The sequence below is a fragment of the Bacteroidota bacterium genome, from assembly GCA_034439655.1.
Taxonomy (GTDB): domain Bacteria; phylum Bacteroidota; class Bacteroidia; order UKL13-3; family UKL13-3; genus CANJUD01.
In genome coordinates this window covers 1-15922 of the sequence record JAWXAU010000114.1, presented here as the reverse complement: position 1 = coordinate 15922, position 15922 = coordinate 1, and the positions used below count along the sequence as shown (strand labels likewise).

14 protein-coding genes are annotated in these 15922 nt (G+C 36.0%); 4 read left to right on the top strand and 10 right to left on the bottom strand.

From position 1 onward, the window contains the following. Nucleotides 1-75: 75 nt before the first annotated feature. The 5 genes from SGJ10_08155 to SGJ10_08135 form a co-directional block, all read right to left on the bottom strand. On the bottom strand, nucleotides 76-279 hold the full coding sequence (locus SGJ10_08155; GenBank protein MDZ4758095.1) for a four helix bundle protein: 204 nt from the start codon (nucleotides 277-279) through the stop codon (nucleotides 76-78). Between the two features lie 165 nt (nucleotides 280-444). Next, complete coding sequence (locus SGJ10_08150) at nucleotides 445-1836, bottom strand: serine hydrolase (GenBank protein MDZ4758094.1); 1392 nt, start codon at nucleotides 1834-1836, stop codon at nucleotides 445-447. A 162-nt stretch (nucleotides 1837-1998) separates the two neighbouring features. Then, a complete protein-coding gene (locus SGJ10_08145) occupies nucleotides 1999-3204 on the bottom strand; it encodes a hypothetical protein (GenBank protein MDZ4758093.1) in 1206 nt (401 codons plus the stop codon). A 170-nt stretch (nucleotides 3205-3374) separates the two neighbouring features. Beyond that, entirely contained in the window at nucleotides 3375-4160 is a 786-nt protein-coding gene (locus tag SGJ10_08140) for a TIGR02757 family protein (GenBank protein MDZ4758092.1), read from the bottom strand. Nucleotides 4161-4178: 18 nt separating this feature from the next. Further along, nucleotides 4179-4808, bottom strand: coding sequence for a PrsW family glutamic-type intramembrane protease (locus tag SGJ10_08135; protein ID MDZ4758091.1), 630 nt, complete (start codon nucleotides 4806-4808; stop codon nucleotides 4179-4181). A gap of 52 nt (nucleotides 4809-4860) precedes the next feature. On the opposite strand from SGJ10_08135, the gene SGJ10_08130 reads away from it, so the two are divergent. The 3 genes from SGJ10_08130 to SGJ10_08120 all read left to right on the top strand — a co-directional run bounded on the left by SGJ10_08130 (nucleotide 4861) and on the right by SGJ10_08120 (nucleotide 8326). Further along, the gene (locus tag SGJ10_08130) at nucleotides 4861-6081 is read left to right on the top strand and encodes an ABC transporter ATP-binding protein (GenBank protein MDZ4758090.1); all 1221 of its coding nucleotides are present in this window, start codon (nucleotides 4861-4863) and stop codon (nucleotides 6079-6081) included. A gap of 74 nt (nucleotides 6082-6155) precedes the next feature. After that, nucleotides 6156-7679: a hypothetical protein gene (locus SGJ10_08125; protein MDZ4758089.1), complete on the top strand. Its 1524-nt coding sequence runs from the start codon at nucleotides 6156-6158 to the stop codon at nucleotides 7677-7679. Beyond that, nucleotides 7679-8326, top strand: coding sequence for a hypothetical protein (locus tag SGJ10_08120; GenBank protein MDZ4758088.1), 648 nt, complete (start codon nucleotides 7679-7681; stop codon nucleotides 8324-8326). Before SGJ10_08125 ends, SGJ10_08120 begins: the two co-directional genes overlap by 1 nt. 181 nt (nucleotides 8327-8507) lie before the next feature. Here SGJ10_08120 and accC read toward each other — a convergent pair whose 3' ends face one another. The 5 genes from accC to SGJ10_08095 form a co-directional block, all read right to left on the bottom strand. After that, the gene (gene accC / locus SGJ10_08115) at nucleotides 8508-9992 is read right to left on the bottom strand and encodes an acetyl-CoA carboxylase biotin carboxylase subunit (GenBank protein MDZ4758087.1); all 1485 of its coding nucleotides are present in this window, start codon (nucleotides 9990-9992) and stop codon (nucleotides 8508-8510) included. Between the two features lie 18 nt (nucleotides 9993-10010). After that, nucleotides 10011-10334 carry a helix-turn-helix transcriptional regulator gene (locus tag SGJ10_08110; GenBank protein ID MDZ4758086.1) on the bottom strand — a complete coding sequence of 108 codons (324 nt, stop codon included), beginning with the start codon at nucleotides 10332-10334 and terminating at the stop codon, nucleotides 10011-10013. Between the two features lie 215 nt (nucleotides 10335-10549). Beyond that, nucleotides 10550-12097 carry an acyl-CoA carboxylase subunit beta gene (locus SGJ10_08105; GenBank protein MDZ4758085.1) on the bottom strand — a complete coding sequence of 516 codons (1548 nt, stop codon included), beginning with the start codon at nucleotides 12095-12097 and terminating at the stop codon, nucleotides 10550-10552. Between the two features lie 340 nt (nucleotides 12098-12437). Further along, nucleotides 12438-13232: a hypothetical protein gene (locus SGJ10_08100; GenBank protein ID MDZ4758084.1), complete on the bottom strand. Its 795-nt coding sequence runs from the start codon at nucleotides 13230-13232 to the stop codon at nucleotides 12438-12440. Nucleotides 13233-13270: 38 nt separating this feature from the next. Further along, complete coding sequence (locus SGJ10_08095; protein MDZ4758083.1) at nucleotides 13271-14020, bottom strand: hypothetical protein; 750 nt, start codon at nucleotides 14018-14020, stop codon at nucleotides 13271-13273. Between SGJ10_08095 and ade the strand changes: the two genes are divergently transcribed. Beyond that, on the top strand, nucleotides 14019-15734 hold the full coding sequence (ade, locus tag SGJ10_08090; GenBank protein ID MDZ4758082.1) for an adenine deaminase: 1716 nt from the start codon (nucleotides 14019-14021) through the stop codon (nucleotides 15732-15734). The genes SGJ10_08095 and ade overlap by 2 nt on opposite strands. Nucleotides 15735-15922: the final 188 nt, after the last annotated feature.

Here is a 15922-nt window from a genome sequence, read left to right as displayed (position 1 = left end):
GGATTAAGCGGGGCTTTCGGGATGTAGTTCGGCATTACCATTCTACAAACCAAATCCGCCACAGGCGGAGAACTATTATAGGTTAAGAATTGGTATAAAATCCGCATTGGAACTCCTGTCAAAGCCTTCCGCAATATTATTAGAGATGGAGATGACAGCTCTACAAATTTGATCTTTAAACCCAAAATCCTTCGAAGCACTAAATATTTCATATATATCCACCACATAATCTTGTGCTTTCTGCCACCCTATCACATCTTCAAATATTTTTATCGCCATATACCAATATGATTATTTTTTCTTTACAATTTAATTCTTTTTACCCCTACCCCTTCATGTCATTTTGCCGAATGGCCCCTACCCCTTAATACTCCGTCCACCTTACTCCTTACTCCTTATTCCTTGTTCCTTATTCCTTATTCCTTATTCCTTGTTCCTTATTCCTTATTCCTTACCATAATCAAACTTCAAATAATCCAAATTGGGAGGATACAGTTTGGGGCGTTTTTGTTCCATCTTTAAAAAATCCTGACCTAAGCGTTTTAGGAACGGCATACCAATAGTATAATACTCATAAATTCCCGTATTGAGCACACCCGTTGTATTGGAATATATAGCACTGGAAAGCATAAATTCTGTATTGGTTTCGAGGTCTATGATATACGCAACATCTACCAAAAATCCGTAGGCAAAACCTACAATATTAAATATGCGTAAATTTTTATTGACCGCAGTATCTTTATTTTGTCCGTAGATTAAATATTTCTTAATGCAGTTAAAATTCCCTTTCATAGAATCATACACTGGGTCTATGGATTCAGGTGCGTACATACTCATATATTTGCGGAGGAAACGATAATCCATTTCGCTTAAGTCAAAACGTTTGTCCTTCCTAAATGCATCGGGGAACATCAATTTTTTAAGTGTGAGGTGTATATCTTGCAATTGAAAAAAATTCCGACCCGTAAAATCCTTAGGATATTTTTTTAGTTTCCCATCATAATCGATATATCCAGTGCCCAACAATACCTGACCTGTAGGTGGTTCAAAAGATTCCATACAAGTTATTGGTTCTTGAGTGTATATTATATTTCCTGCGGTATCATAAAATTTGAATCGATTCGTGATCATATTATCTTCTTCAGTACATCCAGGAGTAAACCTATGTGTAACCCTAGCAGAAGGCATTCCCAATTGTTTGAAACGTTTATTGATATAACTTGGCCCCATAAATTCATACATTCTATTATAGGCATCGTTATCACTAACCAACAAAATCTTTTTTATATAATGACCTAATGAAGCCTGATAATTTGCAGAGGAACTATCATAATAGCTAGCATATTGGCATTTGCCTGATGAGTCGATGGTGAGTGCAGTTTCTTTAGTGAGTCCTTCAATGTTGAGTTGGTTAATCTTCTCTAAACACATTGCAGTTAAAGGCAATTTGACCGTACTGGCTGGGTAGAAATATTCATTCGCATCAGCACGATAAACATAATCAATAAAGTGGGGATTATTATAACGATCACGGTCTATTCGGGTATATACAATTTGCACCCTACGCTCAGCCGATTGCGATAAATAATCATTATAAAAAAAAGAATCGCTCCTAAAAATTTGCTCTATGGGATTGCTTGAATTCTTATACTGCGAGAAATCATAACGTTTAGGTGGTGGTGGTGGTATATACTTTATTTTAACTTTTTTCTTTTGCTTCGATGGTTGGTAATACACAACCTGTGCCTTTGGTTTCTTCTTTTTTTTCTTGGCCTGTGCACTTGCCGATAAGCCGCCAACAATCACACATAACACAATATATAATATATTTTTCAAGATGAAACAAGCATTAATGTACTAAAAATTTATATGACAACTAGCCACTGACAACTGTCTACTAATTACTGCCCGCCGCGGTGGGCTGTTTACTGTTTACTGTTTACTACCCGCCGCGGCGGGCTGTTTACTTTCTACTTTCTACTGTTTACTGTTTTCTAATTACTTCTTCGTAGCCAGCATCATATTCATTACACTACTATAGTGGTAGCCTAGTTTGAAAGGAACTGGTTTCACATTAGCTGAATCTTTTTTATACGCTATTTCTAAATCCTTCTCATACAATTTACCAAAGTCTCTGATAGGGTGAGAGTACTGACCATATAGGTTAATCTTCCATACTTTTTTATCGAAGAAATTATAAGCTATTCCGCTGTCGTCTTGCAAATGATATTTACTTCTATTGAAAACAATTTTACGCGAATTGCTAAGGAAACCATAATGATTAATATAACTTGCAGCTTTCATATAGGATATAAAATCGCCTTGTTTATTGATCCAAGTGAGGAAACCCTTATTTTTATCTAAACCGAACATGTGTTGATACTCTTCATCAGCCATGTTCATAGAGAAATAGTATACATGTTTGGCAACACTAGGCTGTTCTTTGTTTACGAAATCAATTCTAACGCCTTTGCTAATATATGTCTCTGGGATTGCTTGGTTCAAATTGAATTCTTTGAGCGAACCATCATCGGCAATAGCAATGCGTTTGATATCCGAAATAATATTCCCTGTTCGTGCCAAAAACACCATCATCACTGGCAAATTCCCATCAACACTCCACCTACTGAAATCACTGCTCATAGCACTGGTGATAAAGTAACTACGCACAAAAATATCATTCATTGATTTGTCCAAATGATATATATACTTGGCAAAATCAGGTCTCTTCATTTTAGGCATATCCTTTATCTTTCCTGCAGGTTCCAACGCTACCAATATATAGTTTTCGCAGTTGGGGAATAAAATATAGCCATTTAAAATATCAGGTCCTGCAAAAGGATAATATAATGTTTTGATTCCTGAAGAATTTGCTGCTTTTAATTCGGTGTCACGCCATGTACGCATTTTGCTAAAACGATTTTCTTCAATTCTGCTAAAACCGTCGTTCATTTTTTTAGCATGTTTCAACCAAATAGAATCTTTGGTAAGACCCATCAATGCTGAATCTTTGGTAGGCTTATATCCTGCCAGGAACATTGCGATATCATTATAGTTGTTATTGGTTTGAACAACGGAGGAATCCTTAGGCTGTGCTGATTGAGTTTTTAGAGTATCTGTTTTCTGATTTGGATCAGTGCCACCACCATTGCAACTTAATAAGGCAGTTGCTGCCATTGAGATTGTGAGTAATATAGATTTCATAAATATTTGGGAACGAAATTAAGTATATACATGCTATTGAAACAATGGATTTGTTTTGGAATTTATTAACAAATAGTGGATTGCTTACATAGTTGCTAGGTGGCAGATAGCAGCAAACGGTTGGCAGTAAGCATTAGATGGCTTTGTTTGCGAGAGCAACAGCAAACTGTTTACTGCGAACTGTGAACTTTTTTAAACAAACTAATTCCATATAAGGCAAAGTCATATTTTACGGGGTCAAATTTATCTAATTTTTTTAAGTTCGAGGTCAATTCTATCACAGCTTTCCAATCGTCTTGCGGGCGTGTAAGGATACCTAACTTACGGGCGGTGCGGCCCACATGCACATCGAGCGGGCAAAGCAGCAGGGAGGGATTTATATTTTCCCAAATGCCAAAATCAACGCCGCAATTATCTTTTCGTACCATCCAACGTAAATACATATTTAGCCTTTTACAAGCCGAGTTTTGAGCAGGCGACGGTATATGTTTTTCGGTACGTTTTAAATGTATATTTCGTTCAAAAAAGCTCTTTTTAAAATGATTTAAACCATGTTCCATATTCTCATCTTTCTTTCCAATACCTTTCACAAATAATTGCTCGAGCGATTCATAATTATTATAATAGTGATGAAAAAAATCGATAAAGTATAATAAGTCACTGCTATTAAAAGTACGATGAACAAACCCTTCAAACCTTTGCCAGTCTTTGGCTGTGGAGTTTATAATAAATTCGTAAGGTTTGTTTTCGAATAATTCAATCAGTTTTTTGCAATTATTTAATATTGTAACCCGCTGCCCCCATGCAAAGGTAGCAGCAAAAAATCCCATGATTTCTATGTCTCGCTTTTGGGTAAAAAGTTTCGGGATAGAAATAGGATCGGCAGTAATAAAACCTGGTCTATTGATAATCTCTACTTGATCGTCGAGATACGGTTTCAGTTGTTTAATATTCATGTTTTCGAACGCTATTCGTTATTTAAAAAATCCAAAATCGCCGGACTCATTTTCTTCTTCATCTATTTTAGTTTCTAATGCTACATCTTTGGCAGTTTGTTGGCTGAATAATATATATAAACTAACTAAAAATAAAACAGTAAGTAACGAAAAAATCCATATCCATTTGATTGATATGGATACTGATAAATCATATACCCCATGGATAAGCCAAGTGATTACCCAAGCCAAATTGATATAAAAATATCTTTGAGTGCTGAAGTCGAGAGCATACATCATCACCCGCATTTGTATAATGGCTAAAAATATATGTAATGCAAAGGGAATCCATCTATATATATCATAATTTTGATAATAAGTATAAAGACTCATTTCAAATATCGAAAAGCCAAGTCCTATGCACAATGCTATATATAATAAAATTTTTCGGTTGTGAATGAATTTTAAAAACAGGAAAACCATCACAAATTTTGACAACTCTTCGATTAATGAAATCAAGAAAAAATTATCAAAAAAAACAATAAAATAGTCCCCATTTCCATGTTCAGCATCTAAGCTAAAATATTGCTCAGCATATAGAGCCCCAGCAGCACAAGCAATACCCGATAACAACGCAAGAAAAAGTTGACAGCCGTATTTAAGCGACATTGGTGAAAAATAAAATTAGTTAGTTTACAAAAGAACAGATTAATTTGTAGCAATGGAAGAGCAATTTTTAAACAAACGTTTGGACGAGCTTTGGCAGCTTACGCAAGACCCTGACCTGGCAAGGGCTACACGAAGGATGTTAGATGTAGGCACTGACTTGTTTTTGAGCAGAGATTTGGAAACAAAAATTCTGAATATCAGAAAAAAGTACAACTCCCTATCGGAAGAAAGTGTGGATCACAATCCCGATAGCTATCAGGAACAAATGAATAATTTGCGAGCAGAGATAGAACTTGTTTGCACAGAGGTAAAGGAGAAAAGCAAGGTTCCTGCACAGCCAAGTGTCATCAATAAAGTGATGTTGACTACTGAAGGATTGGGGAAAGTTTATGAGGGCAAAGGAAGAACTTTTAGATTTGAACCGCTTACACTCGAATTAAAAACTGGTGAGATTACAGGTGTAGTGGGCGAGAACGGAAACGGGAAAACTACTTTGCTCCGCATGTTGGCTGGCGATTTGGCATCGACAAGTGGTACCATCAATTTTCCACAATATCATACCAACGAATGGTATGAAGCCAAGCAAAAAATAGGATATATTCCACAACGAATTGATACATGGTTTGGTACCTTATCGGATAATTTGAAATTCACTGCCTCTATTCATGGAATTAAGGATGAAGAAAATGATTACGCAGTTGATTATATTATAGAAAGATTGGGATTGAACAAATTCAGAGACCTTACTTGGAAGCAGATTTCTGGCGGTTATAGATTGCGTTTTGAGCTTGCAAAAGTATTGATTCGCAAACCGCAATTGCTCATACTGGACGAGCCTTTGGCCAATCTCGATATCAATGCTCAGCAACTTTTCTTGCAGGATTTAAAATATCTTTCTCAAAGTATTCGTCATCCGTTTGCTGTTATTTTAAGTTCGCAACAATTGCATGAGGTAGAAAATATTTCGGATAATTTAATATTTATTAAAAACGGAAATACTTTATATAGTGGTGCAAGAAGAGATTTTGGAAAAGACCGCAGCACCAATTGTATAGAGCTCAATGGTCAATTCGAAAAGCAGGAATTGATTGCTGCAATTAAAGACATGGAAGGTGCTACCGTGGAAGAAACAGGAACAATATATATTGTAAATTTTGCAGTTAATATAGCCCCGGTAGAGCTCTTGAAAACCTTACTGAGTAAAGGACTTATGGTAAACTATTATAGAGATATTAGTGATTCGACGAGGAAGTTGTTTAAAAAAGATATGTAGTTAGTTAGCAGTTTGCGATTAAAGGAAGATTAAATATTATTAAGTTGAATAGTGATAATTAAATAAAATATTACATGAAAAAGAACATATTATTATATCCCAGATTTTTGCAGAGGTTTGATAATTATCTGGTGAAAAAATATCCACTGATGTGGAGTATTAGGGCTCATTATTTTTTATATTATTCATTGCTTTCGTGTTTGGTACTTAGTGCATTGGCAATGATTACTCCTATTGGTATGGCCGATTTAGACTATCATTCTCATGAAGTATCCATCAGTATTTCTTCTATTTTGGCTGTAACTGTTACTTGTTTTTGGATATATAAAACGGTAATATTTGATAAGCAAAGGCAATTTGGTAAGCGTAAAATTACCGATGAGTATATATCTTTCTTTCTGAGTTATGCTACATTGGTGGGCATGTGGTTTATTATATTTTCTTATGCAGGTGTACTAGAATTTAAACGATCAAATATTGTAAGTGAAAAAGAATTGATTGAAGATGTAAATGCGGCAAATTTGGCACAAGTATTTATGCTAAAAACAAGTGATTACAATCATCAAGATGAATCGGATAACACTTCGAATCAATCTTTGCCTGTATATTCTAAATTGCTGAATACAGATTATCAATATTTCTCCAAACATCATTTTCATTTTTTCGAATACGACGACAAATATATTGACGGTGAAAGAGCAGGTACGAGGTCAGGGTATATTAAAGGTTATGATAGTGCGGAAGGAGTACGAGCTAAGGCGTTCAAGGTTCAGACAAAAGCAGAGGTCCATGCATTATTGAATGACATTGCAGATTTATCTGTAAAATATGATATATATAATTTAGAAAATAGCCATAGAGATGAAAATGAATATTTTAAAATAATTACATTCGACGATTTAAAAAATGATTATGACAATGCAATCAAAACTCAAAGCTCAAAACCTTATAATAGTAATGCTCATAAAAGTTTGAATAACGAAACAACAGCCAATGAGGATTTGCAAGATAATAAAACTGATGATTTCGATCAAGATATAACCACATTTAAAAGATTATTGAATGATAGACTCTCCGATATTTCTCGCTTAAAATTTTCGAATAATGGATTTTTCGGGAATGAATCATTATTGTTCAGCAGCTACTTTTTACTAGGTATATGCATTTTATTGCAGATCTTTAAAAATGTACGTTGGAGGCAATTTATTGTACTACTAGTCGTAGCTATTTTGTTGCCTATTATTTATGCTATATTTGGACTCATCTTTTCAAGTGGGATACGGGCAGAATACTATGTAAAACTTTGTTACTATGGAACATTTTTTTATGGGGTAGTACATTTAATTTTAGCTTACGATAGAAATGAATATAGTATTTGGAATATTGTAGGGATTATGATTTTCAATATTATGGTCTTAACCATTCCAGTTTTTACCTATTTGATTGTCACAGAAGGAGAAGGCAATTATTATGATTCCGTTGGCTATAAAGAGAATTTATATATCATTCAATTAATTGAAACGGCATTTTTTATTTTATTTATGTTGCCATTGCTTAAGCGTGTGTACGAACGGATCTATGCCTTGCCACGAAATTAATGAGTCGCAAACGTAAAATTGTATTATATACTTTTGTAGGTATAACTATCATACTATTGGTAGGTTTATATTTTTCTCCATATCGGCATTTGGTGCCAGGTATGCAGCCTGCATCTATCTCTCAAGCGGAATACATTAATGCAAAAAAGCAAGCAAAATCATTATATGATACGAGTAAAAAAAATATAGCTATTTGCAAATATATTACTGAAAAAATATTTCCTTTTTGGTACAGTACCTTATATGATTTTAATGGAACCACCGAACAACCACGCAAAGGAAAAATCGCCTGTGGTTATTTCGTAGCAACGATTCTACGTGATGCAGGTTTTGATATAAAACGTGAAAAGATGGCCCAAATGCCTTCAGAAAAAATGATTAGAGAACTACTTCTCGATAAATATATAACACGATACAGCAATATTGATATAGAAGATTTTGTGAAGAAACTAGGCCCGCCTCAAAACAAATTATATATAGTAGGTCTCGATACCCATATTGCTTTTTTGATGGGCGAAGAAAACACTTGGTATATGGTGCACAGCAGCGGTAGATGGCCTTTTTGCGTAATTAAAGAAAAAGCGTTGGAGTCGAAAACATTGAAGAAATCGAATTATAAGGTGGTGGGGAGGTTGAGTGATCAGTAGTCAGTAGTCAGTGGTCAGTGGGCGAAGCCCTCCATAATATATCAAAGCAATCAGCCGTATGGCACTTATTCCTTGCTCCATACTCCTTACTCCTTATTCCTTCCTACATATTCCTTATTCCTTACTACTTATTCCTTATTCCTTATTCCTTATTCCTTATTCCTTACTACTTATTCCTTTCTTATCTTCTGTTTAGTCTCCAAGGAGAAAAAGATTTATTGTTATAGTTTGTAGTGGCAGTTGTTTTATTTTCTTTGTCCCAATATATATCAGCAGCAATGGCTGCAATCAGCTCTTCATCCTCGTCCATAGCTTCGTTCAGCAATTCTGGTTTGAAATAATTATCGATAAATTTGGTGTCGAAATTACCGCTGCGGAAAGCTTCGTGTTGCATCGCAAATTTGCCAAAGGGAAGTGTAGTCTCAATTCCACTTATATGATAATCATCGATGGCTTGTATCATCTTTTCCATTGCTTCTTCGCGGGTGGCAGCATATACAATTAATTTGGCAATCATAGGGTCGTATTGTATCGGGATTTCCATCCCTTGTTTGTAGCCATCATCCACGCGAACTCCATATCCTTGTGGGATTTTGTACGTTGATAATTTTCCGATATCAGGTAAAAAATTATTGGCAGGATCCTCAGCACAAATACGCAATTCTATACTATGTCCTGTTATAGTTAAATCTTCTTGTGTGAACGAAAGTTTATTACCTCGTGCTACACTTATTTGCTCTTTCACCAAATCAATTCCAGTAATCATTTCTGTTACAGGATGCTCTACTTGCAAGCGTGTATTCATTTCTAAAAAATAAAAATTCAATTTTTCATCCAACAAAAATTCGATAGTTCCTGCTCCGCTATAATTACAAGCTTTGGCAGCATTCACCGCAGCTTTGCCCATCTCTTCACGCATCTGTGGCGTGAGTACACAGCTCGGTGCTTCTTCCACTAATTTTTGATGACGGCGTTGTATACTACATTCACGCTCGAAAAGATGTACAACATTTCCATGATTATCGGCCATAATTTGAAACTCGATATGCCTTGGAGCCGCTAAATATTTTTCTATGAAAACTGCATCATCGCCAAATGAAGATCTGGCTTCGTTCTGAGCCATTTTTATTTGCTCTTCAAATTCACTTTCTGCATTCACCACACGCATTCCCTTGCCACCACCACCTGCAGATGCTTTGATCAAAACTGGATATCCAATGGTATTTGCAATTTTCTTTGCTTCATTTACATCTGTTATGGCCTCATCAATTCCAGGAACTAAAGGCACACCAAAATTTCTCACGGCTTGCTTTGCTCCAATTTTGCTGCCCATGGTTTCCATGCTTTCAGGACTTGGACCAATAAATATAATACCTGCTTCACGCACCATTCTGCTGAACTCCGCATTCTCACTTAAGAAACCATAACCTGGATGTATTCCTTCAGCACCTGTGAGTTTGGCCACTTCAATAATTTTATGACCGAGCAAATAACTTTGGTTGGAAGGTGGTGGACCTATGCAGTACGCTTCATCAGCGTATAGGGTGTGGAGAGCATTTGCATCGGCTTCACTATATACTGCTACGGTTTTAATTCCTAGCTCTTTGCAGGCACGCATTACACGCAGGGCTATTTCGCCACGATTGGCTATGAGTATTTTTTTCATTATATATAATTCATCTTTTTAAGCTAGTCTCACTTTTTGGTTAAGCAATTCTACATTGAAATTTATTTTTGCATTTAACGCCTTAAATACTTTTATAATAGTGTCAATTCTTGCGTCGGTTAAACTATTCTCAAGTTTTGAAATTTGTGCTTTATGAACTCCAAAAAGTTGCCCTAATTGCTCTTGTGTTAGATTTCGCTCTAAGCCGGCTTGCTTAATGGCTTCGCCAAGTAAATCAAGTTTTAACTCATTTTCAAACACTTCAGGTTTAGGAGTACCCTGCTTGCCAATATGCTTATCAATCATTGTGTCGATTGAAACGGTTTTTAATGCCTTTTTCATGATAGATTTATTTTTTAATATTTTCTTCAAAATACTGTTTTCTTATTTCTTCAGCTTTTTTTAATTTCTTTAATCGCTATGTCTTTTTAGAATGGTAAAATTAGGGAGTGATTGGCAAATAGTATATAATAGAATAATTTACAACTAAACGAATGAGTTTCGATATACTATCATTTATATACTAGTTCGCGTGCTTGGCCATTCTTCCGTAAATTCTACAACGGTATATTCCCATGCTTCTTCCTTGGCAAGGTTGCAACTTTATTTTCAAGCATTTGAAAACCTTTGATGAGCTTGATGCGGGTCTCTTCAGGCAATATCACTTCGTCAATAAATCCACGCTCTGCAGCACGATAGGGGTTTGCAAAAATCTCTGCATATTCATCCGCCTTTTCTTGCATTTTCGCTTCTACATTGTCAGCAGCATCAATCTCACGTTTAAATATAATTTCTGCAGCACCTTTGGCTCCCATCACCGCAATCTCGGCAGTGGGCCATGCAAAATTCAAATCGCTTCCTATATGTTTACTATTCATTACATCATAAGCTCCACCATAAGCTTTACGGGTAATTACCGTAATACGTGGTACTGTCGATTCGCAAAAAGCATATAATAGTTTGGCACCATTTGTTATAATAGCATTCCATTCTTGGTCGGTACCCGGAAGGAAACCAGGCACATCTTCAAACACCAATAAAGGTATATTAAAACAATCGCAGAAACGCACAAATCGTGCAGCCTTTTGTGAGGCATGAATATCCAAACAACCTGCTAACTGTGCAGGCTGATTACCAACAATACCAATACTTCTACCTGCCAATCTTCCAAATCCTACAACTATATTTTCTGCAAAATCTTTATGTACTTCATGAAATGTATTTTCATCTATAACACCATTAATTACCTCACGCATATCATAAGGTTGGTTGGCATTGTCTGGAATTATTTTGGTGAGGTTTTCTCTAGTTTCATTCTCCCAATTTATTATATCATACTGCAATGACGGAGCTTGTTCTTCACAATTCTGTGGCATATAACTCAGTAATCTTTTGAGTTGATTGATACATTCTATTTCATTGGCTGCAGTAAAATGTGCCACCCCCGATTTAGTTCCATGCACCGATGCACCACCGAGTTCTTCGCTCGTTACTTCTTCATGCGTAACTGTTTTCACTACATTGGGTCCTGTTACAAACATATAACTGGTATGCTCCACCATCATAATAAAATCGGTAATGGCAGGACTATATACAGCACCGCCTGCACATGGGCCCATAATGGCTGAAATTTGCGGTATAACTCCACTGGCAATGGTATTGCGGTAAAATATATCTGCATAGCCTCCTAATGAAACTACACCTTCTTGTATTCTTGCTCCACCACTATCGTTGAGGCCAATTACTGGTGCTCCATTTTTGAGAGCCATATCCATAATCTTGCAAATTTTTTCCGCATGGGTTTCACTTAATGAACCACCAAACACCGTAAAATCTTGTGAGAAAACATATACCAATCGGCCATGGATAGTTCCATAACCCGTGATAACGCCATCGCCCAAAAATTGTTGTTTCTCCATCCCAAAATCTTTGCTACGGTGCATTACCATTGAGCCAATTTCTTCAAACGAACCTTCGTCCATTAAGAAATGGACACGTTCGCGGGCTGTGAGTTTCCCTTTCTTATGCTGTGATGCAATTCTTTCTACGCCGCCGCCAAGTAATGCTTGTTCGCGTAGTTCTATGAGTTGTTCTCTTTTTTTCATTGCTTATTATTTCTTCCGCAAATGTATCATATTAGGAATGAAAAAAATTACGATTGACGAATTATACCGAAATTCAATATATAGTAGTCCAAAAGAAAGGGACTAATTCCCCCGCATCCCGATAATTATCGGGATTAAGCGGGGCTTTCGGGATGTAGTTCAGCATAATTATCGTGATACGATTTTTCCACATTGATTAAATTTGTCTTTGCAAGGTGTAAATTAACCACAGAGTAACATAGAGTTAGGCACAGAGTTTAAATTATAGCTATAAAAACACCGTGCAACTCCGTGTGTTTTTACTCTGTGATTCGCCGCAGCGAACCGTGGTTAAAAAATATTAAAAACTATAATTAATCCCCGCATGCAAATTGATAGAGGGAATCCACATATTGATACCTGAACCGCCAGCTGTTATTGAAGTGGTGGGGATATAGATAGTAGGTTGTAAACTGAATTTTAAATTATCATTTTCGGGATGGCGGTACATAAACTTGGCACCGATATTTCCAAATACCATAAATTTTTTATAATTGAAATTTACATCTTTCACCCTGCTAATTTGATTTACACCATCAATATCAAAACCATAACACCTAGCCCACATCGTGTTTGCAAACAAGAATGAAGGCGTTACGCCCACCGTGATAAACCACGTGAAAGGATCAAACATTTTTTCTATATTTTGCATACCAATACAATAGGTAATTGGCAACTCTATCATATGATACTGATATTTATATCGCACATCTTTTGAACCTGTTTGGCTATGTCCATCTATCAATCCAAAATATTGTATCGAATCTAAGTATTGTAAATTCACCAATAAGCGGCGAAAACCAATGGTGCGGTATTGTAAACCTATTTGAAAAAACGAAGTGCCACCTCCATTGAACATGGCGTTGAATCCAAGGTCGTAACCCACTCTAAACTGGTCTGTTTTGTTGGTGGAGTCACTCATTTGTTTATAATTAAATGGAAAGCCAGGTACTGTGTTTGTGTTAGCAGCTTTCTGAAACTTATAACCGAAGCTTGGCCCCACTTGAAATCCCACAGATGATACCACCCACTGTGCTTCTAGTTTTGTTATCATACTTGTAGCAAATATAATAATGATTAGTATTTTTTTGTTCATATATTTTGTGCCGACTCTTAATTATTATAAATGGTTGCCTATGTTAATTTTTTTTTAAGGCCTTCCAATGTTTTTACTTGTTCCTCACTAAAGCTATCGGGGTGATTGCTCAATCCGCTGTCTATTGCTTTGATGATGGCTGGATTGTTTTCAATGGGTTTGTCTTTTAGGTTGGTCCACAATTGCAAATGATATAATAATACCTGAGCCTCGGCCACATTGCCCGATGCAATAATAACATGGTATAATATATCATTGTATTGTTCTGGCGATTCTCGATAGTGATTGAGCAACATACTACCGCATTTGATGGTATATAATTCTCGCCTCACTTTAATACTCGATGTGTATAATATATCTAAAGTTTTAACCCATATAGAATCATAATTTATTTTCGAAATTTTTAATTTGGCAATTTGTTTATAATGATTGAAAGAACTATCAGGTATTAATTTATCAAAATTGGGAACATATAAATCATATATTTTTTTCGGGGTTTCCATAGCATTAAATACTTCGGCCTCGGCATACAAACATTTCATTGCATGATAGCTTGCATATATCTTTTCGCCTACAGCACATTTGCTTAATCCATCTATATATAAACTTGCAGCTTCATGATAAGCCGTGTAACTATTTATAAAATATTCTTGATTAAAATTGACATAATACTTTTTCTCATTCGACAAGCCTTCTTCAAATTTTTTTTCAGCCAAGGCAAAGTTAGGATGCTGACCTTTGGCAACAAACACAAAACTGATTAAAGAGAAAAATATAATTTTTTTCATGGGAATAGTAGTTTGCAAATTTAATGCACTTGATTTGCAAACCTTATATTCATCCATCAAAATTACAAACAAAATGTTTATAGTAAAAGCTTTTTGGGTTAATTGGGCTCAAAGAAAAATTGAGCCTAGCACTATTACCGTATGCGAAGGACGTATACAATCCATTGAGCCATGCGATGCGGCGGGTTGTGAACACTTTGCCATGCCTGGCTTTATTGATGCCCACATCCATATTGAAAGTTCCATGATGTTGCCCACAGAATTTGCAAGTGTGGCAGTTACCCATGGCACTGTGGCCACTGTGAGCGACCCGCACGAAATTGCCAATGTGTGTGGAATGGAAGGCGTAAAATATATGATAGCCAATGGTGCCAAGGTCCCTTTTCATTTTTTCTTCGGGGCTCCATCATGTGTGCCCGCAACTATTTTTGAAACTGCTGGTGCAGTATTGGGTGTGGATGAAATTGACCACCTTTTGCAAATGCCAGAGATATTATATTTGAGCGAAATGATGAACTTCCCCGGTGTGCTAAACCAAGTGCCTGAAATAATGGATAAAATCAAACTTGCACATAAATATCATAAACCCATTGATGGCCACGCACCTGCACTAAGAGGAGAAATGCTGGACAAATATATACAAGCAGGTATTAGCACCGACCACGAATGCTTCACTTATGAGGAGGCTTTGGAGAAACTGCAAAAAGGAATGAAGATTTTGATTCGTGAGGGAAGTGCAGCCAAAAATTTTGAAGCACTGATTCCTTTGCTTAAAGATTTCCCCGAAAAAATAATGTTCTGTAGCGACGACAAACACCCCGATGAATTGAATTTAGGTCATATAGACAAATTGGCTGCTCGAGCCATAGCCAAGGGATTAGATCTGTTTGATACTATCATAGCTGCCTGCATTAATCCCATTGACCATTATAAATTACCAGTGGGCAAACTACAAATAGGAGAAACTGCAGATTTTATTTTGGTAGCAGATTTGGTGAATTTCAATTCGGTAGAAACTTATATTAAAGGTGAAAAAGTATATCATCAAAAATGTTTATTTTCCACCAAAACAGAACTACCAATTAATAATTTCAATATTCAAAAAATAAAATTAGAAGATTTACAAATCATTACAAAATTATCTGATGGCAAGCATCGAGCTCAGGCAATTGATGCTGTTGAGGGGCAAATAGTTACCCACAAATCTGAAACAGATATTATAATTCACAATGGTAAAGTATTGTATCCGGCAGATAAATTATATAATAAAATTTGTGTAGTGAATAGATATAATCAAGCTAAAATAAGTATGGGTTTTATCAAAAACTTTCATATACAACATGGGGCAATAGCATCGAGTGTGGCCCACGATAGTCATAATATAGTGGCGGTGGGTAGTAATGATGAAGATTTATGGAAGGCCATCAATTGTATTATAGAAATGCGTGGTGGAATTTCAGTAGCAGCAGGAAGCGAAATACGCGGCATGGCATTGCCTGTTGCAGGATTGATGAGCAATGAACCTGCCGAAGAAATTGCAAAACATTATACCGAACTCGATAATCATGCAAAACGTATTACACAAACCCCACTTAAAGCACCTTATATGACTTTGTCATTTATGGCCTTGCCAGTTATACCTTCACTCAAAATTACCGATAAAGGTTTGTTTGATGTGGACAGTTTTGGCTTTGTGGAGTTGCTGGATATATAATGATATTTTTAGGTGTTTGCTAATTATTGTGCTATAATACCATTTCTTAAACTATAATAGTTCTCCGCCTGAGGCGGACTAGTTTTTAGAATAGACCTCTTTCATAATTCAAATAAGAAAAGCCAAATTATAACGGACACTTTATTTTATTGTAGTATCGCTCGCCGCAAACTCCGATAACTATCGGG